General features: G+C 60.7%; 21 protein-coding genes. 7 read left to right on the top strand and 14 right to left on the bottom strand.

Features of this window, described 5'->3' with window-relative positions; all coding sequences use genetic code 11:
* Nucleotides 1-23: 23 nt before the first annotated feature.
* Nucleotides 24-1,199 (bottom strand): MalY/PatB family protein, encoded by a 1,176-nt coding sequence (locus QZ571_RS10350; RefSeq protein ID WP_295534145.1) that lies wholly within the window; start codon nucleotides 1,197-1,199, stop codon nucleotides 24-26.
* A gap of 126 nt (nucleotides 1,200-1,325) precedes the next feature.
* On the opposite strand from QZ571_RS10350, the gene def (QZ571_RS10345) reads away from it, so the two are divergent.
* Genes def (QZ571_RS10345) through fmt form a run of 3 tightly spaced genes read left to right on the top strand, consistent with a single transcriptional unit; the run spans nucleotide 1,326 to nucleotide 3,267 of the window.
* Nucleotides 1,326-1,871 (top strand): peptide deformylase, encoded by a 546-nt coding sequence (gene def / locus QZ571_RS10345; RefSeq protein WP_295534143.1) that lies wholly within the window; start codon nucleotides 1,326-1,328, stop codon nucleotides 1,869-1,871.
* Nucleotides 1,871-2,371, top strand: coding sequence for a peptide deformylase (gene def / locus QZ571_RS10340; RefSeq protein WP_295534141.1), 501 nt, complete (start codon nucleotides 1,871-1,873; stop codon nucleotides 2,369-2,371). Before def (QZ571_RS10345) ends, def (QZ571_RS10340) begins: the two co-directional genes overlap by 1 nt.
* Entirely contained in the window at nucleotides 2,371-3,267 is an 897-nt protein-coding gene (fmt, locus tag QZ571_RS10335) for a methionyl-tRNA formyltransferase (protein WP_295534139.1), read from the top strand. Before def (QZ571_RS10340) ends, fmt begins: the two co-directional genes overlap by 1 nt.
* A 13-nt stretch (nucleotides 3,268-3,280) precedes the next feature.
* On the opposite strand, the gene QZ571_RS10330 is transcribed toward fmt, so the two are convergent.
* The 12 genes from QZ571_RS10330 to QZ571_RS10275 form a co-directional block, all read right to left on the bottom strand.
* Nucleotides 3,281-3,997 carry a dimethylsulfonioproprionate lyase family protein gene (locus QZ571_RS10330; protein WP_295534137.1) on the bottom strand — a complete coding sequence of 239 codons (717 nt, stop codon included), beginning with the start codon at nucleotides 3,995-3,997 and terminating at the stop codon, nucleotides 3,281-3,283.
* A gap of 9 nt (nucleotides 3,998-4,006) precedes the next feature.
* The gene (locus tag QZ571_RS10325) at nucleotides 4,007-4,999 is read right to left on the bottom strand and encodes an MDR family oxidoreductase (RefSeq protein WP_295534135.1); all 993 of its coding nucleotides are present in this window, start codon (nucleotides 4,997-4,999) and stop codon (nucleotides 4,007-4,009) included.
* An 11-nt stretch (nucleotides 5,000-5,010) separates the two neighbouring features.
* Nucleotides 5,011-5,652, bottom strand: coding sequence for a TetR/AcrR family transcriptional regulator (locus QZ571_RS10320; protein ID WP_295534132.1), 642 nt, complete (start codon nucleotides 5,650-5,652; stop codon nucleotides 5,011-5,013).
* A gap of 122 nt (nucleotides 5,653-5,774) precedes the next feature.
* A complete protein-coding gene (locus QZ571_RS10315; RefSeq protein ID WP_295534130.1) occupies nucleotides 5,775-7,433 on the bottom strand; it encodes a peptidoglycan-binding protein in 1,659 nt (552 codons plus the stop codon).
* 53 nt (nucleotides 7,434-7,486) lie between these two features.
* Nucleotides 7,487-8,707 (bottom strand): phenylacetate--CoA ligase family protein, encoded by a 1,221-nt coding sequence (locus tag QZ571_RS10310; RefSeq protein WP_295534128.1) that lies wholly within the window; start codon nucleotides 8,705-8,707, stop codon nucleotides 7,487-7,489.
* Nucleotides 8,708-8,794: 87 nt separating this feature from the next.
* On the bottom strand, nucleotides 8,795-9,619 hold the full coding sequence (locus QZ571_RS10305) for an ABC transporter ATP-binding protein (protein ID WP_295534126.1): 825 nt from the start codon (nucleotides 9,617-9,619) through the stop codon (nucleotides 8,795-8,797).
* Nucleotides 9,620-9,677: 58 nt separating this feature from the next.
* On the bottom strand, nucleotides 9,678-10,964 hold the full coding sequence (locus QZ571_RS10300; RefSeq protein WP_295534124.1) for an ABC transporter substrate-binding protein: 1,287 nt from the start codon (nucleotides 10,962-10,964) through the stop codon (nucleotides 9,678-9,680).
* Nucleotides 10,965-11,043: 79 nt separating this feature from the next.
* The gene (locus QZ571_RS10295) at nucleotides 11,044-12,120 is read right to left on the bottom strand and encodes a branched-chain amino acid ABC transporter permease (RefSeq protein ID WP_295534122.1); all 1,077 of its coding nucleotides are present in this window, start codon (nucleotides 12,118-12,120) and stop codon (nucleotides 11,044-11,046) included.
* Between the two features lie 40 nt (nucleotides 12,121-12,160).
* Entirely contained in the window at nucleotides 12,161-12,340 is a 180-nt protein-coding gene (locus tag QZ571_RS10290; RefSeq protein WP_295534121.1) for a hypothetical protein, read from the bottom strand.
* Between the two features lie 133 nt (nucleotides 12,341-12,473).
* Nucleotides 12,474-13,460, bottom strand: a complete 987-nt coding sequence (locus QZ571_RS10285) for a branched-chain amino acid ABC transporter permease (RefSeq protein ID WP_295534119.1) — start codon at nucleotides 13,458-13,460, stop codon at nucleotides 12,474-12,476.
* Nucleotides 13,461-13,501: 41 nt separating this feature from the next.
* On the bottom strand, nucleotides 13,502-14,323 hold the full coding sequence (locus QZ571_RS10280; protein WP_295534117.1) for an ABC transporter ATP-binding protein: 822 nt from the start codon (nucleotides 14,321-14,323) through the stop codon (nucleotides 13,502-13,504).
* Nucleotides 14,320-16,296, bottom strand: coding sequence for an AMP-binding protein (locus QZ571_RS10275; protein WP_295534115.1), 1,977 nt, complete (start codon nucleotides 16,294-16,296; stop codon nucleotides 14,320-14,322). The genes QZ571_RS10280 and QZ571_RS10275 overlap by 4 nt, the downstream gene beginning before the upstream one ends.
* 213 nt (nucleotides 16,297-16,509) lie before the next feature.
* Between QZ571_RS10275 and QZ571_RS10270 the strand changes: the two genes are divergently transcribed.
* Genes QZ571_RS10270 through QZ571_RS10255 form a run of 4 tightly spaced genes read left to right on the top strand, consistent with a single transcriptional unit; the run spans nucleotide 16,510 to nucleotide 19,665 of the window.
* On the top strand, nucleotides 16,510-18,414 hold the full coding sequence (locus QZ571_RS10270; RefSeq protein ID WP_295534113.1) for a PAS-domain containing protein: 1,905 nt from the start codon (nucleotides 16,510-16,512) through the stop codon (nucleotides 18,412-18,414).
* The gene (locus QZ571_RS10265; protein ID WP_295534111.1) at nucleotides 18,411-19,121 is read left to right on the top strand and encodes a response regulator transcription factor; all 711 of its coding nucleotides are present in this window, start codon (nucleotides 18,411-18,413) and stop codon (nucleotides 19,119-19,121) included. Before QZ571_RS10270 ends, QZ571_RS10265 begins: the two co-directional genes overlap by 4 nt.
* Before the next feature lie 53 nt (nucleotides 19,122-19,174).
* Complete coding sequence (locus QZ571_RS10260) at nucleotides 19,175-19,384, top strand: hypothetical protein (RefSeq protein ID WP_295534109.1); 210 nt, start codon at nucleotides 19,175-19,177, stop codon at nucleotides 19,382-19,384.
* A 35-nt stretch (nucleotides 19,385-19,419) separates the two neighbouring features.
* Nucleotides 19,420-19,665 carry a WGR domain-containing protein gene (locus tag QZ571_RS10255; protein WP_295534107.1) on the top strand — a complete coding sequence of 82 codons (246 nt, stop codon included), beginning with the start codon at nucleotides 19,420-19,422 and terminating at the stop codon, nucleotides 19,663-19,665.
* Nucleotides 19,666-19,677: 12 nt separating this feature from the next.
* Here the strand turns inward: QZ571_RS10255 and QZ571_RS10250 are convergent, their stop codons facing one another.
* Nucleotides 19,678-20,340 (bottom strand): DUF2062 domain-containing protein, encoded by a 663-nt coding sequence (locus QZ571_RS10250; RefSeq protein WP_295534106.1) that lies wholly within the window; start codon nucleotides 20,338-20,340, stop codon nucleotides 19,678-19,680.
* Nucleotides 20,341-20,351: the final 11 nt, after the last annotated feature.

Genomic DNA, 20,351 nt, shown 5'->3' with positions numbered 1-20,351 from the left:
GGCGCCCGAACGGGCGCCTTTCGTTATTGCAGATCACCAAAGGCGGCTTGCAGTCGGCCCACGGCCTCTTGCACCCGCGCGCGCGGGGTCGCGATGTTGAAGCGCAGGAAGCTCTCGCCCCCCCGCCCGAAGGTTTCCCCATGATTGGCGGCAATTTTCGCGTCTTTCTCGACGCGGGCCGTGAAGTCTTCAGCCGCCATTCCGGTGCCGGAAAAATCGACCCAAGCCAGATAGGTCGATTCCAGCGGCATCGAGCGCAGACCGGGGATCGCATTCACACCCGCGTCGAAAATATGGCGATTACCCTCAAGATAGGCGGTCAACGCGTCAACCCAAGCCGCCCCGTCTGGGCTGTAGGCGGCTGTCGCCATCGCCAGCCCAAAGCTGTTGGGCGAGATCCCCAGCGCCATCATCCGCGCGGCAAAGCGTTCGCGCAGCGCGGGATCGGCGATGATCACATTGCCCGTATGCGTGCCCGCAATGTTAAATGTCTTCGTCGTCGCAGTCATCATGACGACCGGTTGGTCAGGGCAAGCCACGGTCATCGGAATATGGGTGTGGCCGGGCATCACCAGGTCGTGGTGAATTTCATCGCAGACCAGCACAAGGTTGTGGCGGCGACAGAACGCGGCCGTGGCCTCTAGCTCTGATTGGCTCCAGACACGCCCGCCGGGATTATGCGGCGAACACAAGAGCAGCATGGTTTCGTTGCCCGTCATTTGGGCGTCCCACGCATCGAAATCCATCTCATAGCGGCCATCTTCCAGCGCCAGCGGACATTCCCGCACCTCGCGCCCCGCCGCTTTGATGGTGCGTGCGAAGGCATGATAAACTGGCGTCATCAGCACCACGGCTTCGCCGGGCTTGGTGAAGGCGTCGACACACAGCCCCGTGCCATTCACCAGCCCATGGGTGGTGAAAATCCATTCGGGTTCGACCTGCCAGCCGTGGCGATTGGACATCCACCACTGAATGGCTGCGTGATAATCGCGCATATCGCCCCAATAGCCATAAACCCCATGCGCCGTCATCGATTCCAGCGCGCGCTGCACACAGGCAGGCGGGCGGAAATCCATGTCTGCGACCCACATCGAGATCCCGTCCTCGGGGGCTACGCCAAAAATCCCCTCCATCGCGTCCCACTTCGCAGAATGGGTTCCGATGCGGTCGATCATCTCGTCGAAATTGGGCGCGGTCATATGTCGGGCTCTCCTATGTTACGCGCGCAACAGAGCAAATCGCGCAGACAGGTTCAAACCCCGATTTGTCTCAGACACAATCGCGTGCCATTGCAAGGACGGAACAGTTCGCCTAAATCCCCTGTCATGACGCTAAGACAGATCCTGATCCATCCCGATCCGCGCCTGAAAAAGGTGTGCGACCCCGTGGCCGAGGTCACCGACGAGATCCGCAAACTCGCCGATGACATGCTTGCGACCATGTATGAGGCCCCCGGCATCGGGTTGGCCGCGCCGCAGGTTGGCGTGATGAAACGGCTGTTCGTGATGGATTGCGTCAAGGAACAAGACGCCACGCCCGAGCCGATGGTGCTGATCAATCCCGAGGTCAGCTGGGTCTCGGACGAAAGCAATGTCTACGAGGAAGGCTGTCTGTCCATCCCCGAGCAATATGCCGAAGTCACCCGCCCCGCCGAGGTGCGCATGCGCTGGCTGGGTCTGGATGGGCAAAGCCACGAAGAGCAGTTCGACGCGCTCTGGGCAACTTGCGCGCAGCACGAATTCGACCATCTCAACGGTAAGCTGTTCATCGACTATCTTGGCCCGATGAAACGCAAGATGATCACCCGCAAGATGGAAAAGCTGAAACGCGAGCGCGCACGTGAAGCGGGCTCGAAGGATTTCCTTTCCTGATGGCCGTGCGCGCCTTCCTGCCTTATGACGACCGCCGCTTGCATCGCCCCGCCGAACCGGTCGAGGCGATCACCGAAACCGTTCGCATGATCTGGGACGACATGGTCGAAACGATGGATGCGATGCCCGGTGTTGGCTTGGCCGCACCGCAGATCGGGATCACCCTGCGTCTGGCCGTTGTCGACGCCTCGGACAAGCGCGGGCAAGCCGTGCGCATGGCCAATCCCGAGGTGCTGCATGCCTCGGTGCAGATGCGCAAACATGACGAGGCCTCGCCCAACCTGCCCGGAGTTTTCGCCGCGATCGAACGCCCGCGCGCGGTGACGGTGCGGTTTCTCAACGAAAGCGGCGAAAGCGAAGATCGCGATTTTGTCGGGCTTTGGGCAACCTCGGTGCAGCACCAGATCGACCATCTCAACGGCAAACTTTACGTCGATCACCTGACGCCGCTGCGCCGCAAAATGCTGGTGCAGAAATCTAAGAAACTGAGGAAAGCCTGATGCGGGTGATCTTCATGGGCACGCCCGATTTCTCGGTTCCGGTGCTCGAGGCTCTGGCGCGCGACCATGATGTCGTCGCGGTTTATTCGCAGCCTCCGCGCCCTGCTGGTCGCGGCAAGAAAGATCGCCCCTCGCCGGTGCAGCTTTGCGCCGAGAAGCTGGGGATTGAGGTGCGCACGCCGCGCAATTTCAAAGCGCCATCGGATCGCGAGGCTTTCTCCGCGCTCAATGCCGATATCGCCGTGGTCGTCGCCTATGGGCTTATCTTGCCGCAAGCGGTGTTGGATGCGCCCGCGAAGGGCTGTCTGAACATTCATGCCTCGCTGTTGCCGCGCTGGCGTGGGGCGGCACCGATCCACCGCGCGGTGATGGCGGGCGATGCGCAGACCGGGATCTGTATCATGCAGATGGAGGCGGGGCTGGATACCGGCCCTGTGCTGCTGCGCGAAGCCACCGATATCGGCGCAACCGAAACCACCGGCGTGCTGCATGACCGGCTGTCGGACATGGGTGCGCGGTTGATTCTGGATGCGCTCGCGCGGATCGACAGCCTCACACCCGAGGTGCAGCCCGAGACGGGCGTGACCTACGCCGCCAAGATCGACAAAGCCGAGGCGCGCATCGACTGGTCCCGCCCCGCCGCCGAGCTGGTGCGCCATATCAACGGGCTGTCCCCGCTCCCCGGCGCTTGGGTCGCGATTGGAGACGAACGGGTGAAGCTGCTTCATGCCGCCTTGACCGAGGGGAACGGCCCGGCTGGCCGCGTGCTGCATGGGTTCACCATCGCCTGCGGCATCGGTGCTTTGGAGGTGTTGCAGGCCCAGCGCCCCGGCAAGCGCCCGATGGCCGCGCAAGACATTCTGCGCGGATTGGATTTGCCCGAGACGCTGAACTGAACAAAGCGCCCGCTTAGATCCCCTGCACACTCCGCTTGCGTGTCTTGGAAAATTTCATCCCCGGTGTCGCCAACTTGTCGCTTGGACCGATCCAGGCATAGGCCAGCAGGCACGGGTCGAAATCACCCGTAGTGATGCGATGTTCATGCCCCGGCTTGTTCAGAATCAGCGAGCCCGGCGCAAACACCGCAAACTCGTTTTCCGACCAATCGCCCGCAATCGAGATATAGCTTTCCTCGATATCGAGATGGCTGTGCTGAGGATAGGTGGTGCGCGGCGCAAACAGCACGAAACCCAGTGTCAGCCGCTCTGACAGGATCGGACCTTGCGGGCCGAGCACCTCGCAATAGGCGTATTTCTGCGCCAAATGCTGTGGCACGCGCTCATACCCATAATCCCACGTCAGCTGCGCGCTGGCGCGTTCTAACGCCCGGCTCATTCTGGCCATTGGGCCGCTCGCCGCGAGGTCGAAAGCACGCGGCAAATGTGCAGTGACCGGTTTGTTCACCGGCTGACGCGGCGCAATGAGCGGATTGGAATCAATCGTGTAGGACAGGCTGTCGCGCACCTTCTTTCGATGCCCGCGGATCGCCTTGCTGCCCCCTGCAGAGCCCCGCGCGTAGATGCCGTGGAATTCTTGCAACAGGTAGGTCCAAGCCGGGCAGTCACGCAACCGGGCTTGCCCCGGTTGCGCGGCCTCTATTTCGGTGGGCGGGTTGGTGTCGCTCATCGCCCCCTCTTAGCCAAGCTCGGGGGCGACGGGTACGACGATCCGGCCGCGCACCTGCCCTTCGAGGAATTTCGGGGCCGTGGCGATCACATCCTTCAGAGCGACCTCGACCACCATCGATTCCAGCTTTGCCATGTCAAGATCACGCGCCAAGCGTTGCCACGCCTTGATCCGCCGGGGGCGCGGGCACATCACGCTATCGACCCCGGCAAGGGTGACACCGCGCAGAATGAAAGGCGCAACCGAGCTGGGCAGATCCATCCCGCCTGCCAGACCGCACGCCGCGACCGTGCCGTGATATTTCATCATCGAGATCAGGTTGGCGAGAACCGTGCTGCCCACCACATCAATCGCGCCTGCCCAACGCTCTTTGTTGAGGGCGCGCGGCTTACCCGACAACTCCTCGCGCGCCACGATTGACGACGCCCCAAGCGATTTCAGATACTCCGCCTCGCTTTCGCGCCCGGTGACCGCAGCCACGGTGTAGCCCTTGGCCGCGAGCAGCGCGATGGCCACGCTGCCGACACCGCCCGAGGCCCCGGTCACAACCACTTCGCCGCTCTCGGGCGTCACGCCATTGGCCTCAAGTGCCATCACGCACAGCATCGCGGTATAGCCCGCCGTGCCGATCGCCATCGCCTGACGCATCGAGATTCCCTCGGGCAGCGGCACCAGCCACTCGCCGCGCAGATGCGCGCGCGCACCCAGCCCGCCCCAGTATTTCTCACCCACACTCCAACCGTTGAGAACAACGCGGTCGCCGGGCGCATAATCGGGATGCAGGCTTTCGCGCACGATCCCGGCCAAATCAATCCCCGGCACCATCGGGAAGCTGCGCACAACCGGCGCGGCCCCGGTCAATGCCAGCGCATCTTTGTAATTCAGCGTGGAATAGGCGACGTCGACGGCCACTTCGCCCTCGGCCAACGGCGGCAGATCAATGTCGCGCAACGAAACGCTTTGGGTCTCGTCAGTCTTTTCAATCACGATGGCTTTGGTCATGGGGAACTCCGTCATTTCGATACGAGGCGCAGGAATCCGGCAGTAAACTGCCGCAGCGGCGCGGGGTTGCGTTCGAGTTTGGCGCGCAGGACCGCGCCTTCCCAGCCGGTCCAGAACAGCGCGGCAAGGGTCTCTGGGTCTTGATCTGATGCGATCTCACCTGCGTCTTGAGCGGCGCGCAGACAGGTTGCGGTCATGTCTTGCCAGCCCTCAAGCACCGCGATCAGCTTGGCGCGATAGTCTTCGGGCAGCGAGGCCATCTCTTGACCAAGATTGCCGATCAGGCAGCCGCGCCGAAATCCGAACCGGGCCATCCCGGCCTCGGCCATCGTGGCGAAGTCCTGCAAACGCGCCAGTGGCGTTAGGTCGGCACGCCCCAAACTGCGCGCGATCTGGGCCTGAAAATACGCGTCATATTCCGCGATCAGCGCCGTGCCATAGTCCGCCTTTGAGCGGAAATGATGATAGAACGCGCCCTTGGTCACACCCGCACTCAAGACGACATCGTCCAGACGCACCGCGACATAGCCCCTCTCTGTCAGCTGCGCGAGCCCCGCGCGCAGCAACGCTTTGCGCGACGCCTGCGCATCAGGCGCAAGGGGCGGGCGACCACGGGGGCGGGGCTTGGCGGACGAGGGGTTAGAATCATGCATACATATTTAATATACCAATCGGTATGCTAAATAAAGCGGAGTGTATTGAGACCTTGCCGTGGCGTCGCTGCGCGCGCCCGAAATCGTCATGAAAAAGGGGCGACCAAGCCGCCCCTTTTGCCTTAGCGAAACCCGATGGCACCGGCCAAAAGCTGTGCCACGGTTGCCTGTGTCAGATAGCCCGTCGCAGGCAGCCCGCCGGCTGTTTGATAGCGCCGGATCGCGCGGCGGGTTTCGGGGGTAAAGGCGCCGTCCACCTTGCCCGGCTTCAACCCCATCTGCGATAGCCGTTGTTCCACCAACTGCCGCGCTACACTGGGCAAACCCAAGGCATCTTCGGTTGCCTTGGCTTGGGCCACCTGTGCGCTGTCCTGGTTTTCCTGCTGCAGTTCAGAGATGCGGGCCTCGGCCTCGGCTTGGAAGGCAGGTTTGTCGCGACTTGAGAGATACTCGCGATAGGCCGCGACCGTGTCGGCCTTGCGCGCAGCATCCCAATCCCCACGATCCGCCGATTGCGCATCCGCCCGACGAGCGGCCTCGATCGTATCAAGCCGCTCTTGCGCCAAATCCGCAAACAGCCCATCGGGATATTTCTTGAGATAAGCGCGCAGGCCCGGCTCATCCCCGGCCTTGCCCGTTTGCTCCCAATAGGCGCGATCCTGCGTGTCAATCTCTGCCTGACGCGCCTTGGCTTCGGCATCCAGTTCGGCAGAGCGCTTTTCGCCCTGTGCAGACAGTTTGGTCAGCTGCTCGGAGCTTAGATAGGATGTGCCATCAAACCCGTTTGCCTGCTGCCAACGCGAAATCGCGCTGCGCGAACCGGGGCCGAAAATCCCGTCAACGCCCTTCGGGTCAAACTGAAGGATGGTCAGATTCTGCTGCACCTCGCGGCGTTGATCGCGCGACAGGTTGAGCGCCTTTTCGACCGCCTTGGCCTGCAACTCGGGTTCCGCCTTGAGCGTCGCGATGCGCGCCTTGGCATCCGCCGCGTTTGCGCCATTGGGATAGCGCTTGAGATAGAGCTGATAGGCGTCAATCGTGTCTTCGGAGCTCGCGAGATCCCAATAAGGTGAGGCTGGATCGGCGGCGGGCGTTTTGACCGGCGCAGGTGCAGGGGTGTTCGGCTGGCTTTGCACATTGACTAACGCACGTTCCGGCATCACAAACCCCGAGGCCGTCAGCCCCGCTTCGCGCGCCGCCTGAGCAAGGGGCATGCCGGGTTGCACCAGCGCGCCGCCCATAACGGCAGCCACTTGTTTGGGCTCTCCACGCAGGACGCTCACGCCCTGAGGAATGTCGAGCATGCCAATGCCCGGCATCGTCAGCCCGGACATGCCCCCCTCGGGGTCCGACGCGCCCAACAGCAACACCGCTTTCCCCGGATGGGCCGCCAAAACGGTCATCACGGCGGACAGCGGCAAAGCCTCGCTGACCGCTTCTGGCAAAGTGGCATCGCGCGCATCCACGGGCAAAAACCACGTCTCGGAATTGCTGTGGACAAAGCGCCCAGACAGCGCGACGACAACCGTGTCCGCCCCCTGCGACTCCGCGACAAAATCGCGAAAGCGCGCGCGGATCTCGCCCGCATCGGCATTGTCCTGATCGAAAACCGCGAACCCGGCCTGTTTCAAACCCGACTGGGCGGCAATCGAGGCATCCCCCGCTTTGACATCGCCCATTCGGTCGTAATTCGCATTGCCCAAGATCAGCGCCAAATCGGCCGCATTCGCAGGCACGGCAAGCGCCGCAATCGCGGCCCCCGTCAACAATAGTTTACGCATGCTATCCTCCGTCTCTCTAAACGGATTAACACAGAAGCACGCGTAAAAGTTCCTCAATCATAGCTGCGTTGGTCGTCAATGACCTTGCCGTCATTGGGCAAAGTGCCCGGAGCAACCAGTTCGATCACCCCTTTCATCTTGAGTGCAGCGCGAATGCCAGCGTCGAATTGAGCTGCATCGCTGCTCTCGGTTTCGACCTGCACGGTCATCACATCCATCTCGCCCGAACGACTGGCGATGACGCGGGCCTTTTGCACCTGCGGATGGGCCGCGACAAAGGCAGCAACCTGTTCGGGGCGCACGAACATGCCCTTGATCTTGGTCGTTTGATCGGCGCGCCCCATCCACCCCTTGATGCGCATATTGCTACGTCCACAGGGGGAGGCGCCCTCCATCACAGCCGAAAGATCGCCCGTCGCAAAACGGATCAGCGGATAATCGGGGTTCAACGTTGTCACCACGACCTCACCCACTTCGCCGGGGGCGACCGGGTCACCCGTGCCGGGACGCACGATTTCGACGATCACGCCTTCATCGACGATCATCCCTTCCATCGCGGCACTTTCATAGGCGATATTGCCCAGATCGGCAGTGGCATAGCATTGCAGACAGGCGATGCCGCGATCGGCATAAAGCTGGCGCAAGCTGGGAAAGAGCGCGCCCCCCGAAACGGTGGCTTTGGTCAGCGCCAACCGCTCGCCCATCTCGTCGGCCTTCTCGAGGATGATACGCAGGTAATCGGGCGTGCCCGCATAGACGGTCGTGCCAATATCGGCGGCGGCACGCACTTGCAGCTCGGTCTGACCCGTGCCCGCAGGTAGCACAGCGGCACCCACCGCCCGCACGGCATTTTCAAACATCATGCCCGCGGGCGTCAGGTGATAGCCAAAGCAGTTTTGCACAATGTCACCGGGGCCCACCCCCGCGGCATGGGCAAAGCGCCCCAGCCGCCACCAGTCATGGCTGACATCGCCGGGTTCATAGATTGGGCCGGGAGATTGAAAGATATGGGCGAAAGCGGTCAGTGGTTTGGTGATTAGCCCGCCCAAGGGGGGCGCCCCTTTCTGGGCCGCGCCCAAATCGGATTTGCGCAGCACGGGAAGACACGCCAGCGCCGCACGCGATGTGACTTGCGAGGCATCCACGCCCGCCAAATGCGCGGCCATCCCCGGGGCTTGCAGCGCCTTGGCGATCACGCCCGGAAGAGCGGCAGCCAAAGCGGCTTCACGCGCATCAGCCGATCGGGTTTCCAATTCGTCGAAATGCTTACCCATCTCTCGACCCTTTTCCTGTTATGGGCAAACTGCCCCCTGCCGCTCAGAAATTCTGCGCAGCAATTGTTCAATTTCAAAGACTTAAAGTCACGCCAGCCAGCGTTTGCGGCGACGATAGCTACGCACATCGCGGAACGATTTGCGCCCGTCATCGCCAACGCCCAAGTAGAACTCTTTCACGTCCGGATTTTCACGCAGATCGGCGGCCGGGCCGTCCATCACGATGCGCCCGCTTTCCAGAATATAGCCGTAATGCGCGTATCGTAGCGCGACATTGGTGTTTTGTTCGGCCAACAGAAAGGTCACGCCTTCATTCTCATTGACCGATTTCACGATCTCAAAAATCTGCTCAACCAATTGCGGCGCCAGCCCCATCGAGGGCTCGTCCAGCAAGATCATCTCGGGGCGGCTCATCAGCGCGCGGCCCATTGCGACCATCTGTTGCTCGCCGCCCGAAGTGTAGCCCGCTTGCGATTTGCGGCGCTCTTTCAGGCGGGGAAAATAATTATAGACCATCTCAAGATCTGCCTGCACGGCGGCGCGGCCATCCTTGCGGGTATAGGCCCCGGTCAGCAGGTTCTCTTCAACGGTGAGGTGTTCGAAACAATGCCGACCCTCCATCACCTGGATCACGCCTTTGCGCACCAGATCCGCCGGGGCGCCATCTTCAACCCGCTCGCCACGGTAGATGATACTGCCCTTGGTGACCTCGCCGCGTTCGGATCTCAGCAGGTTCGAGATCGCCTTGAGCGTCGTCGTCTTGCCCGCGCCGTTGCCACCCAGAAGCGCAGTGATCCCGCCTTTGGGCACGCTGAGGCTGACGCCTTTCAAAACAAGGATGACGTGATTGTAGATCACTTCGATATTGTTGACCTCAAGCAGGGCCGCATCGGTTTTGACGTCATCGAGCATGGGAAAAACTCCGAGGGGTTAGAGGTGGCTCCCGACCCGCAGGCCGGGAGCCAGTCTGTTATTTGCAGCGTTCCTCAATGCCGGATTCCTTGGCAAAAGCAGCCGAGTCTTCCGCGATCAGCGGATCCAGCACGTCCTTGTCAGACGTGATCCAATCCGAAGCTGCGTTCCATTTCTTGCTCGCCGCATCCCACTGGAAGACGCGCGCAGCCCCCGGACCACCGTGGTTCTCACAGCTTGCCTTGATCGGCTGCGAAAAGTCGGGCAGGCCAAGTTCGACCAAGCGTGCCTCGGTCAGATCGAGGTTTTCGAAACCGTCGCGCACCTCGGCTGCGTTCACCGCCGATTTGCCCGCCAGTTCCTGCGCCTTGCGGATCGCCTCAGAGATGATGATCGCCGCATACATGCCACGCGAATACAGCATCGTGCCGACCTGATCGCCCGCACCGCTGGCTTTGCCCGTATCCACGACATATTTTTTCATGTCCGCGTAAACCGGGTAATCCATGCCAGTACCGTGGAACGAAAGCGCCTTGTAGCCAGTCGCCTTGTCCCCAGCGGCTTGAACGTCATTTTCAGAGCCGGACCACCAGATGCCGATAAAGTTCTCCATCGGGAAGCGGATGTTGACGGCCTCTTGAATGGCGACCTGGTTCATCACGCCCCAGCCATACATGATGACATAGTCAGGCTTTTCGCGACGAATTTGCAGCCATTGCGATTTCTGCTCTTGGCCCGGGTGATCGACCGGCAAGGTAGACAGCGTGAAACCGTGTTTCTTGGACAGTTCTTCGAGCGTGCGGATCGGCTCTTTGCCGTATGCAGAGTTGTGATAGACCAGCGCGATCTTCTTGCCCTCAAGCGATCCACCGTTCTGATCCATCAGGTATTTGACCGCGACCGAAGCGCCATCCCAGTAGTTCGCCGGGTAGTTGAACACCCATTTGAACACTTTGCCATTGGCCGCCGAGGTGCGCCCATAGCCGGGCGTATACAGCGTGATGCCATCTTCGGCCATTTTCGGGATCAGCTGATAGGTGATGCCGGTTGAGAGCGGGTTATAGGCCAGCGCACCTTCGCCCTTGGTGGCCTCGTAGCACTCCACGCCTTTCTCGGTGTTATAGGCGGTCTCGCATTCGGGACTTTTGATCATCTCGCCGCCAATCCCGCCATCGCGTTCATTCAGCAGCGTGAAATAGTCGTTAAAGCCGTCCGCGTAGGGAATGCCGTTCGCGGCATAGGGCCCGGTGCGGTAGCTCAGGTTCGGCACGACCAGTTCGGCCATGACCGGGGCAGCGCCTAGCGTCATCGCGGCGGCCACCAAGGCGGTTAGTGTCTTTCTCATATGCATCTCCTCCCAGAGAGTCAGTCGAATACCTTGCCGGGTTGATCCCGGTTCTTCGATGTTGGGCAGCGCCTTCGCGTCAGTGCGGGAAGGGCCAAAGCCGGAGTTTCTCTTTCGCGACGCGCCAAAGCTGCGCGATGCCATGGGGTTCGGCGATCAGGAACACCACGATCAGCCCGCCCACGATCATCAACTCGATATGCGCGGCCAGATCGGTCGGCCAACCCAGCGTTCCCACCAGCACGTTCTTGAGGAACACCGGCAGCAGCACGAGGAACGCAGCCCCCGCGAAAGACCCGAAGATCGAGCCAAGCCCGCCAATGATCACCATGAACAAGATCAGGAACGATTTCTGGATACCGAAGGACTCGCCCACCTCTGCCGCGCCCAGATAGACTGCAAAGAACAGCGCCCCTGCGATACCGATGAAGAACGAGGACACGGCGAAAGCGGTAAGTTTGGTGGTCAACGGGTTCACCCCGATGATTTCTGCGGCGATATCCATGTCACGGATCGCCATCCATTTGCGCCCGACGGTGCCGCGCGTCAGGTTGCGCGCGACCAATGCCACCAGTGTCAGAATCACGAGGCAGAACATGTATTTCGCCATCGCCGAGGTCTGCGCGCCCGTCACAAACACGCCAAACACCGTGCGCTCGGGCGCGTTGATCTGGCCGGAAGCCGAGTAGTTGTAAAACCACGGCACCTTGTTGAACAGCCAGACTAGGAAGAACTGCGCCGCCAGCGTAGCGACGGCCAGATAGAACCCCTTGATGCGCAGGCTGGGCAGGCCAAACACCACACCAACGGCGGCCGTGATGAGGCCCGCCAAAATGACGTGAATGAAGATCGACACTTCGGGGAACGCAGTCATCAGCTTGTAAACAGCATAGGCCCCGACGGCCATGAAGCCGCCCGTGCCAAGGCTCACCTGACCGGCATATCCCACCAGAATGTTCAGCCCGATCGCCGCAATTGCGTAGATCAGAAACGGCACCGCCACTGCGTTGGCCCAGTAATCATTGATGAAAAGCGGGATCACCCCGAAGGCCACGGCCAGCACGGCGTAAAACCGCAACCGATCGAATTTGATCGGAAAGGTCTGCCCGTCTTCACTATACGACGTCTTGAAATCACCAGCTTCGCGGTAAAACATTAGCCTCTCCCCTTATTTGGGAAGAGAGCGATCTCTTCCGTCAGCAGCCGCGTCGTATCCTGAGCCAAGCCCAAAGCCCGGCCCCGGCGCCCAAGGCGGCCAGTGCGATATTGATGGTTTGCAATTGTGACGCCTCTTCTGGCGGGGCCGCCAATGCGATCCAGCCGAAGGCAAGCGCGGCCCCCCAACCGATGGTGAATACGGTCGCACAGATTTTCATGGGCAACGGTCCTCCCTTTGCTCGTTACGCTCTCGCAACGACGGGCCTCCCCTGCCTTGACGCTACGATATGCGGCAGCTTGTCGCAGCCCCGCATCCCGATCAAGAAAATTCTCACAGCTCCGTGACATTGTTCAGACCCTCTCGATGATCTTTTCGCCAAACAGCCCTTGCGGACGGAAGACGAGGAAGACGAGCGCCAGCACATAGGCAAACCAGTTCTCGGTGGCGCCACCGATCATCGGACCTATCGAGAATTCGAACAGCTTTTCGCCAACGCCAATGATCAACCCGCCGACAATCGCACCGGGGATCGAGGTAAACCCGCCCAGCATCAACACCGGCAACGCCTTGAGCGCGATCAGGCTGAGGGAGAACTGAACACCCGACTTCGTGCCCCAGATGATGCCCGCAACCAGCGCGACAAAGCCCGCAATCGACCAGACCAGCACCCAGATAAAGCGCAACGAGATGCCCACTGACAGCGCGGCCTGATGGTCATCGGCCACCGCGCGCAAGGCGCGGCCCTGCTTGGAATATTGCGAAAACAGCGTCAGCGCGGTGACCAACAAGATCGCGAGCAACGTCGCCACGATATCGAGATTGTCGATGAAGAACCCATAGCCGAACCAGCGGTCGGTCAGGCTCTCAATGGTTTCGTTGATGCCTTGGGGCAGGCCGACATCAAGCGTTTTGATATCAGCCCCCCACATCACATCGCCGAAGCCTTCGAGGAAATAAGCCATGCCGATGGTCGCCATGAACAAGATGATCGGCGCTTGGTTGACGAGGTGCTTGAGCACCAGCTTCTCGATCACGATCGCCAGCAGAACCATCACGACGCCCGTCAACAAAATCGCAATCACCGATGGCACTTGCCAGCCGAAATTGGTCAGATGCCCGCCCGTCATTGCGTTGATCATATGGGCGAACGGAACTTGGCCGTTCTGGATGCCCACCAGCGTGAGCGCGGCAAACAGCGCCAACACCCCTTGGGCGTAATTGAAGATGCCCGAGGCCTTGAAAATTAGCACAAAGCCAAGCGCAACCAGCGAGTACAACACCCCCGCCATCAGCCCGTTCAGCGTCACTTCCATCGCATAGACGAGTTGATCAGGCATGATGCGCCTCCCCGGTTTGACCGCGTTGCGTTTGTGAGAAATCAGTCATGGGCCACCCCCAGATAGGCGTCGATCACGGCCTGATTGTTGCGCACCTCAGTCGGCGCGCCATCGCCAATCTTTTTGCCGTAATCCATCACGACGACGCGGTCCGAAATATCCATGACCACGCCCATATCGTGCTCGATCAAGACGATGGTGGTGCCGAATTCATCGTTGAGATCGAGGATAAAGCGGCACATGTCCTCTTTCTCTTCGACGTTCATTCCCGCCATCGGCTCATCGAGCAGCAAGATTTTCGGCTCGGCGGCCAAGGCGCGCGCCAGTTCGACCCGTTTTTTCAGCCCGTAAGGCAGGCGACCGACGGGCGTTTTGCGAATATTCTGGATCTCCAGAAAGTCGATAATCCGCTCTACCTTTTCGCGGTTCTCATGTTCTTCCTTGGCAGCGCCCGTCCACCACCAACCGGCTTGCGCCAGAAGGCCCTTCTTCATCTTGGTCAAGCGGCCCGTCATGATGTTATCGAGCACCGACATCCCGTCGAACAAGGCGATGTTCTGGAACGTGCGAGCAATCCCAAGGCGTGCGATTTCATAGGGCTTCATCGGCCCGCGCTTGTAGCCCTTGAACCAAACCTCGCCCTCGGTGGGCACATAGAACCCCGAGATCACGTTCAGCATCGAAGATTTTCCCGCGCCGTTCGGCCCGATGATCGCGCGAATTTCGCCTTCGCGAATGTCAAACGAGATGTTCTCGATCGCGGTCACGCCGCCGAATTTCAGCGTGATGTTCTTCAACTCCATCAGAACGCCACCAATCTGGCGGCCATCCGCGGTCATGTAACCGTCGCTCATATCGTTCATTCCGCGGCCTCCGCCATTGGTTTGATCGGCATGACCTTGGCATCCTCGATCCGCAACGTGGCCTTGATCGCGCCCTTACGGCCGTCTTCGTAGGTCACTTCGGTTTCGGTGTAGATGTCCGAGCTACCGTCATAGAGCGCGCCGATCAGGTCGGCGAATTTCTCGGCGATAATGTTGCGGCGCACTTTGCGGGTGCGGGTCAACTCGCCATCGTCGGCGTCCAGTTCCTTGTGCAAGATCAAGAAGCGATGCACCTGACAGCCCGACAGGATCGGGTCTTGCGCGACGCTCTCGTTCACCTCTTCGATATGCTCGCGGATCATTTCATAGACACGCGGATGACCGGCCAGCTCTTGATATGAGGCGTAGGAAATGTTGTTGCGCTCGGCCCAGTTGCCCACTGCCGCAAGGTCGATATTGATGAAAGCGGTGCAGCGGTCACGGCCCGCCCCAAACACCACGGATTCCAGAATCGCGGGATAGAATTTCAGTTTATTCTCGACATATTTCGGCGCGAACATCCGACCATCGGACATTTTACCAACGTCTTTGGCGCGGTCGATGATGCGCAAATGGCCTGTGTCGGGCTCAAAGAAACCAGCATCGCCCGTCGCCACCCAGCCCTCGGGATCTTTGGTCGAGGCGGTGCTTTCGGCATTCTTGTAATAGGCCACGAAAGTGCCCGGGCTGCGATAATAGACCTCGCCATTCTCGCCGATCCGCACCTCGACGCCGGGGCTTGGAACGCCCACGGTATCGGCGCGCACCTCGCCATCGGGTTGTTGCGTGATGAACACCGACGCTTCGGTCTGCCCGTAAAGCTGTTTCAGATTGATCCCGAGCGAGCGGTAAAAGCTGAAGATCTCGGGGCCGATCGCCTCGCCCGCCGTATAGCCGACGCGGATACGCGAATAGCCCAGCGTGTTCTTGAGCGGGCCATAAACAAACAGATTGCCCAGCGCATAAGACAGCCGCTTGCCAAAGCTGACCGGCTTGCCATCAAGAATATCTGGGCCAATCTTGCGCGCGACCTCCATGTAGTGATCAAACAGCCATTTCTTGACCCGCCCGGCATCTTCCATACGGATCATCACGGTGGTCAGCTGATTTTCGAATACCCGCGGCGGGGCGAAGAAATAGGTCGGCCCGATTTCGCGCAGATCCGTCATCATCGTCTCGGGCGATTCCGGGCAGTTCACGGTGAAGCCCGTCCAATACGCTTGCCCGATGGAAAAGATGAAATCGCCCACCCAAGCCAACGGCAGATAGGCGAGAACCTCGTCGTTGTGATCCAGATGATCGAAGTCGGAACTCGCCTTGGCGGTCTCGATGATATTGCGGTTCGAAAGCACCACGCCCTTGGGCTTACCGGTCGTGCCCGAGGTATAAAGCATCACGCAGGTGGTGTCGTAAGTCAGCTCGGCGATGCGGCGATCCAGCTCTGCGTCATAGCGCGCATGGCCCGCGCGCCCCTCGGCCTTGACGTCTTCAAGCGCGTTCATCTGCGAGTGGTCATATTTCCGCATGCCGCGCTTGTCGGTATACATGACATGGGTGATGTCTTGGATGCGATCACCGATCTCAAGGATCTTGTCGACCTGCTCTTGATCGCCCGCCACAACAAAGCGCGCGCCGCAATGGTCCATCACATAGGCCATCTCATCGGCGGCCGCGTCCTGATACAGTGATACCGGGATAGCACCGCACATCTGCGCCGCCACGATCGCCCAGTAATGCGCCGGGCGGTTGCGCCCGATAATCGCGATATGATCGCCACGCTCGACCCCAAGACTGAGAAACCCAAGCGCCATAGCGCGGATTTCATCGGCGGTCTCGGCCCATGTCCAGCTTTGCCAAATCCCGAATTCCTTTTCGCGATAGGCAGGATAGCCCCCGAAACGGGCTACGTTGCGCGCCAACAGCGCAGGAATCGATTGGGCAGACTCGTGCCCCTTCGTGACTGCCTCAGCCAAATTATCCTCCCTCGCGCCGGTTGACCGGCGTCCCTCTCCGCCCAAGGCGAATCCTCCGCGCCCAGTTCGGCATGGCGCTAGGCTCGCTGTCAAAGTTTTCGTGATGTTTTCGTGATTGTAACGAATTCTTACAGCGCGGCTCAACTTCGAAAGACGTAATTTGCGCAGGGCCCGGTGGGGTGTTAGCCATGATCACGCCAAGGGGGGAAACGGGTGGCTGAAAGCGCACATGACAGGCTGACACAGGCGGGGCTGAACCTGATCGCTCAGGCATTGTCGATCTTTGACAGTGATCTACGCCTGGCAGTGTCAAACGCGCCGTATAAGGAAATGTTCAACCTCCCCGATCCGCTGACCCAGCCCGGGGCCTCGTTTGAGGATACCGTGCGCTATCTGGTGCAGCAGGGCGAATATGGCCCGGTGGACGATATCGAGGCTGCCGTGCGCGACCGCGTGGAAACCGCGCGCGCCTTCGCCCCGCATTACATGGAGCGCACCCGCGCCAATGGCCGCACAATTTCGGTTGAGGGCGCACCACTGCCGCAAGGCGGCTGGATCACCGTCTATACCGACATCACCGAGATCAAACGCCAAGAGGCGTTGCTGCGTGCCCGATCTGAGGAACTGTCCGAACAGGTGCTCGATCATGCCGAGGCGTTGGGCGCCGCCAACCGCGCCTTGGGCGCGACCAATGCCGCGCTGCAAGAGACCCAGCGCCAGCTCACCATCACCGAGGCGCGCACCCGACAAGTAACCGAGATGATGCCCGCCCATATCGCCCATATGGATCGCAATTTCGTCTATACGTTTTCCAATCGCAAACTGTCTTCGGTGATGCCCGGATCCCATGCCGATGTCGTTGGACAAGAGGCAAGCGATGCGCTGGGGGTTGCGACATTCGCCAAAATTCGCCCCGCGTTTGAACGCGCCTTGGATGGCGAGGCGAGCGTGATCGAGATTACGCATGACCCTTCGGGGCGGCGCATCCGCATCGCGCTGACGCCCGACCGAATTGGTACGGGCCCGGTGGGGGGCGTGTTCATCCTGTCCACCGATGTGACCGATGAGGCGCAGGCGCGTGCCGCCCTTGCCCAGACCGCCAAGCGCGAATTGGCCGCCAAACTGTCGTCAGGGCTCGCGCATGATTTCGCCAATCTGCTGACGATCATTCTGGGGCTGCAAGGTCGGCTGGAGCGCATGGAAGGCCTGCCGGAAGACGCGCAAGACGCGATCCGCGCGACCTTGGGCGCGGCGCGGCGCGGCGGCACTTTGCTGGACCGCCTCGCCGCGATTTCCGGCCCGCGCGAATTGCGTCCACAAGCTGTTGTCCTCGCCGATCTGTTTGACGATCTGGCCGCGATGGCGGGGCCAACCTTGCGCGAGGCGGTCCGCCTTGAGATCGCGATAGATGGGCTGGACAGCCCGGTCTTGCTTGACCCCGGCCCGTTGCAAGACAGCATTCTCAATCTGATCTTGAACGCCAATGACGCGATGCGCGACACGGGCGGATGCATCCGCATCGCGGCCCATCCGGTGCGCGATACTTGGGTGGAAATTTCCGTCAGCGATGAGGGGCCCGGGTTTTCACCGACGGCGCTCAGCCATGCACTCGATCCGTTTTTTACCACCAAGGGTAGCGAGGGGTCGGGCCTGGGCCTGTCGATGGTCTATGATCAAACCAAGCTGGCAGGCGGCACGGTGCGGCTGACCAACATGCCCGAAGGCGCACGAGTGACGCTGCGCCTGCCTTTGCGCCCTGCGGCGGTGTCCACCACGCCGATGCTGGTGCTGTTGGTCGAGGATGACGAAGATATTCGCACCACGACCCGCGATATGTTGCGCGCGATGGACCACACTATCATCGAAGCGCGCAACGTGACCGAGGCGCTGGCCCTGATGGCGCTGCCTGATATCAATCTCGTATTATCAGATATTCAACTCGCCGGATCGCGCACAGGGGTGGACCTTGCACACGCAATCGGCGATCAGGTGCCAGTGATCTTGATGACGTCGCTGCCTCCGGGGGATGCGCTGCGCTTGGCGGCCCCCTGCCCCGTCATCCAGAAACCCTTTGACGCCGCACATCTTGGCGCGTTTCTTGCTGGACCCAGACCATGACCGCCGATCAACCCCATGTCGCGATTCTTGATGATGAGCCGGAAATTCGCCGGATGCTGTCGGATGCGCTGCAAGAGGCGGGGTTTCGCACCACCTGTTACGGGCGCGCGACCGAGTTCGAGGCCGCGCTGCGCCGCACCGCGCCCGATGTCTGCCTTGTCGATCTGGGTTTGCCCGATCGCGACGGGCTGGCGCTGGTGCATCGTCTGGCGCTGGAATCCGGGGCGGCGATCATCATCATCTCGGGGCGCGCGCAAGTGCAAGACCGGGTGACGGGGCTTGAGCTGGGCGCGGATGACTACATCATCAAGCCCTTTGATCCCGCCGAGGTCGTCGCGCGCATTCGCGCCCGGCTGCGCAAGGGGCGTTCGGGGGCGGCGAACACGGCCAACAGCGCCAGTTTCGCGGGCTGGAAGGCGCATTTCGACCGCTATATGCTTGTCGATGAGACCGGACACGAGACCTCCTTCAGCCATGCCGAGGGCGAGGTTCTGCGTCTATTTCTCGAAAGCCCGAACCGCCTGATCAGCCGCGCGCAGATGCAGGAAAGCTTAGGCGGTGCGGCAGGCGACAGCTTTGATCGCGCGATGGATGTGCGGATCTCACGACTGCGCACCAAGCTTGGGGAAGATCCGAAAAATCCCCGACTGATCAAGACGATCTACGGCGCAGGCTATATCTTTTTGGGCGAGGTTCGCTGGAGCTAGGCTCACGCCAAGGCAACTCGCGCGCTTGCAGTTCTTGCATCTGCAGTGCCTTTTTGAGGCGCTGCGCGGTCGATTTCCTGAAATATGCGACTTCCAAAGGCGTGAAGATTTTCTACATCCCCAACCGCACCAAGGATTACCGCGTCGCGCTGTTGATGGGCGACAATCTGGGCGATTTCACCGATGTCGCAAAAGGTTCGGTCGCAGAACGCGCGGCCCTTTTCGTTAACCCTTTTTCGCTGGCAAAGGGCGCGCGTCTCTGATTCAGTTCACAAAACTGGGATGCGGGAGCACTGCCATGCTCAACCTCATATTGCACACGCCGAATACGCGGCGTTTCTACCGCGTTGAGATCTCCGACAATTTGTTCGGGGAATACACAGTGCTGCGCGAATGGGGCCAGCATGGGCGCGCGGGTCGCCAATGCTTGCGCTGGTTTTCCAATCTGCGCGACGCGGTGAGCGTCGCCGAAACGGCCCGGCGCCACGCCCAGACGCGCGGCTATCGCCTTAGTGAAGCGGGGGCGGCCAAGGGCCGACCCTGATCGGCAAAAAGCCTATTCGCGGGGCTTTTTCTCGCCGTTTTTATCGTCGCGTTTGATCTTGGCGCGGATTTTTTCCAGCCGCTCTTTCAGCCGGGTACGACGGCGGTTCTGATAGGCGGTGATGATGGGAAGCGAGACATAATAGCAAATCGTCGCCGCGATGATCCCCGGCGCAATCCCCCCCACCAGATAGGGCAGCCAGACATCGGTGAAAAACCGCTCCAGCCCACCCCATTCCGCATGATCTGGCGTGAACATGGCCCAGAAATTGTGCAGCAAATCATGGCTGGCCGCCTGAAACGTGCGCAGCAAGCCCTCGGGATGCCCGCTATCCAGTCGCCCTCCAAGGATGTAGTGGCCCAGCTTGACCGAGAACACCGCGATGATGGGAAAGCTTATCGGATTGCCAAAAAAGGTCGCCAGCAATGCCGCCAAGATATTGCCGCGGATGATCCACGCGACCGCTGCGGCGGACAGAAAGTGAAACCCGAAGAACGGGGTGAACGACACCAACACCCCGGCCCAGACGCCGCGCGCAATGCGGTGGGGTCGATCTGGCAGGCGATTTACGCGGTGTTTGACGTATTGAAAAGCACGGCCCCACCCCGAGCGCGGCCAGACCGCCTCGCGCAGGTTCTCTAGAACGCTTCGCTTTTCGCGCCGCCTAAAAACCACGCTTCTCTCCC

This window comes from uncultured Thioclava sp. (assembly GCF_913064665.1).
In the GTDB taxonomy this organism is placed as follows: domain Bacteria; phylum Pseudomonadota; class Alphaproteobacteria; order Rhodobacterales; family Rhodobacteraceae; genus Thioclava; species Thioclava arctica.
The sequence above is the reverse complement of the archived record's forward strand: the minus strand, read 5'-3'. Positions and strand labels throughout refer to the sequence as shown.

Coding starts and splice junctions, on each gene's coding strand:
- QZ571_RS10300 (WP_295534124.1), bottom strand. CDS start 10,964: ATGAGAAAGACACTAACCGCCTTGGTGGCCGCCGCGATGACGCTAGGC.
- QZ571_RS10315 (WP_295534130.1), bottom strand. CDS start 7,433: ATGCGTAAACTATTGTTGACGGGGGCCGCGATTGCGGCGCTTGCCGTG.
- def (WP_295534141.1), top strand. CDS start 1,871: ATGGCCGTGCGCGCCTTCCTGCCTTATGACGACCGCCGCTTGCATCGC.
- QZ571_RS10350 (WP_295534145.1), bottom strand. CDS start 1,199: ATGACCGCGCCCAATTTCGACGAGATGATCGACCGCATCGGAACCCAT.
- fmt (WP_295534139.1), top strand. CDS start 2,371: ATGCGGGTGATCTTCATGGGCACGCCCGATTTCTCGGTTCCGGTGCTC.
- QZ571_RS10295 (WP_295534122.1), bottom strand. CDS start 12,120: ATGTTTTACCGCGAAGCTGGTGATTTCAAGACGTCGTATAGTGAAGAC.
- def (WP_295534143.1), top strand. CDS start 1,326: ATGACGCTAAGACAGATCCTGATCCATCCCGATCCGCGCCTGAAAAAG.
- QZ571_RS10330 (WP_295534137.1), bottom strand. CDS start 3,997: ATGAGCGACACCAACCCGCCCACCGAAATAGAGGCCGCGCAACCGGGG.
- QZ571_RS10285 (WP_295534119.1), bottom strand. CDS start 13,460: ATGCCTGATCAACTCGTCTATGCGATGGAAGTGACGCTGAACGGGCTG.
- QZ571_RS10290 (WP_295534121.1), bottom strand. CDS start 12,340: ATGAAAATCTGTGCGACCGTATTCACCATCGGTTGGGGGGCCGCGCTT.
- QZ571_RS10255 (WP_295534107.1), top strand. CDS start 19,420: ATGCTCAACCTCATATTGCACACGCCGAATACGCGGCGTTTCTACCGC.
- QZ571_RS10305 (WP_295534126.1), bottom strand. CDS start 9,619: ATGCTCGATGACGTCAAAACCGATGCGGCCCTGCTTGAGGTCAACAAT.
- QZ571_RS10325 (WP_295534135.1), bottom strand. CDS start 4,999: ATGACCAAAGCCATCGTGATTGAAAAGACTGACGAGACCCAAAGCGTT.
- QZ571_RS10280 (WP_295534117.1), bottom strand. CDS start 14,323: ATGAACGATATGAGCGACGGTTACATGACCGCGGATGGCCGCCAGATT.
- QZ571_RS10310 (WP_295534128.1), bottom strand. CDS start 8,707: ATGGGTAAGCATTTCGACGAATTGGAAACCCGATCGGCTGATGCGCGT.
- QZ571_RS10265 (WP_295534111.1), top strand. CDS start 18,411: ATGACCGCCGATCAACCCCATGTCGCGATTCTTGATGATGAGCCGGAA.
- QZ571_RS10320 (WP_295534132.1), bottom strand. CDS start 5,652: ATGCATGATTCTAACCCCTCGTCCGCCAAGCCCCGCCCCCGTGGTCGC.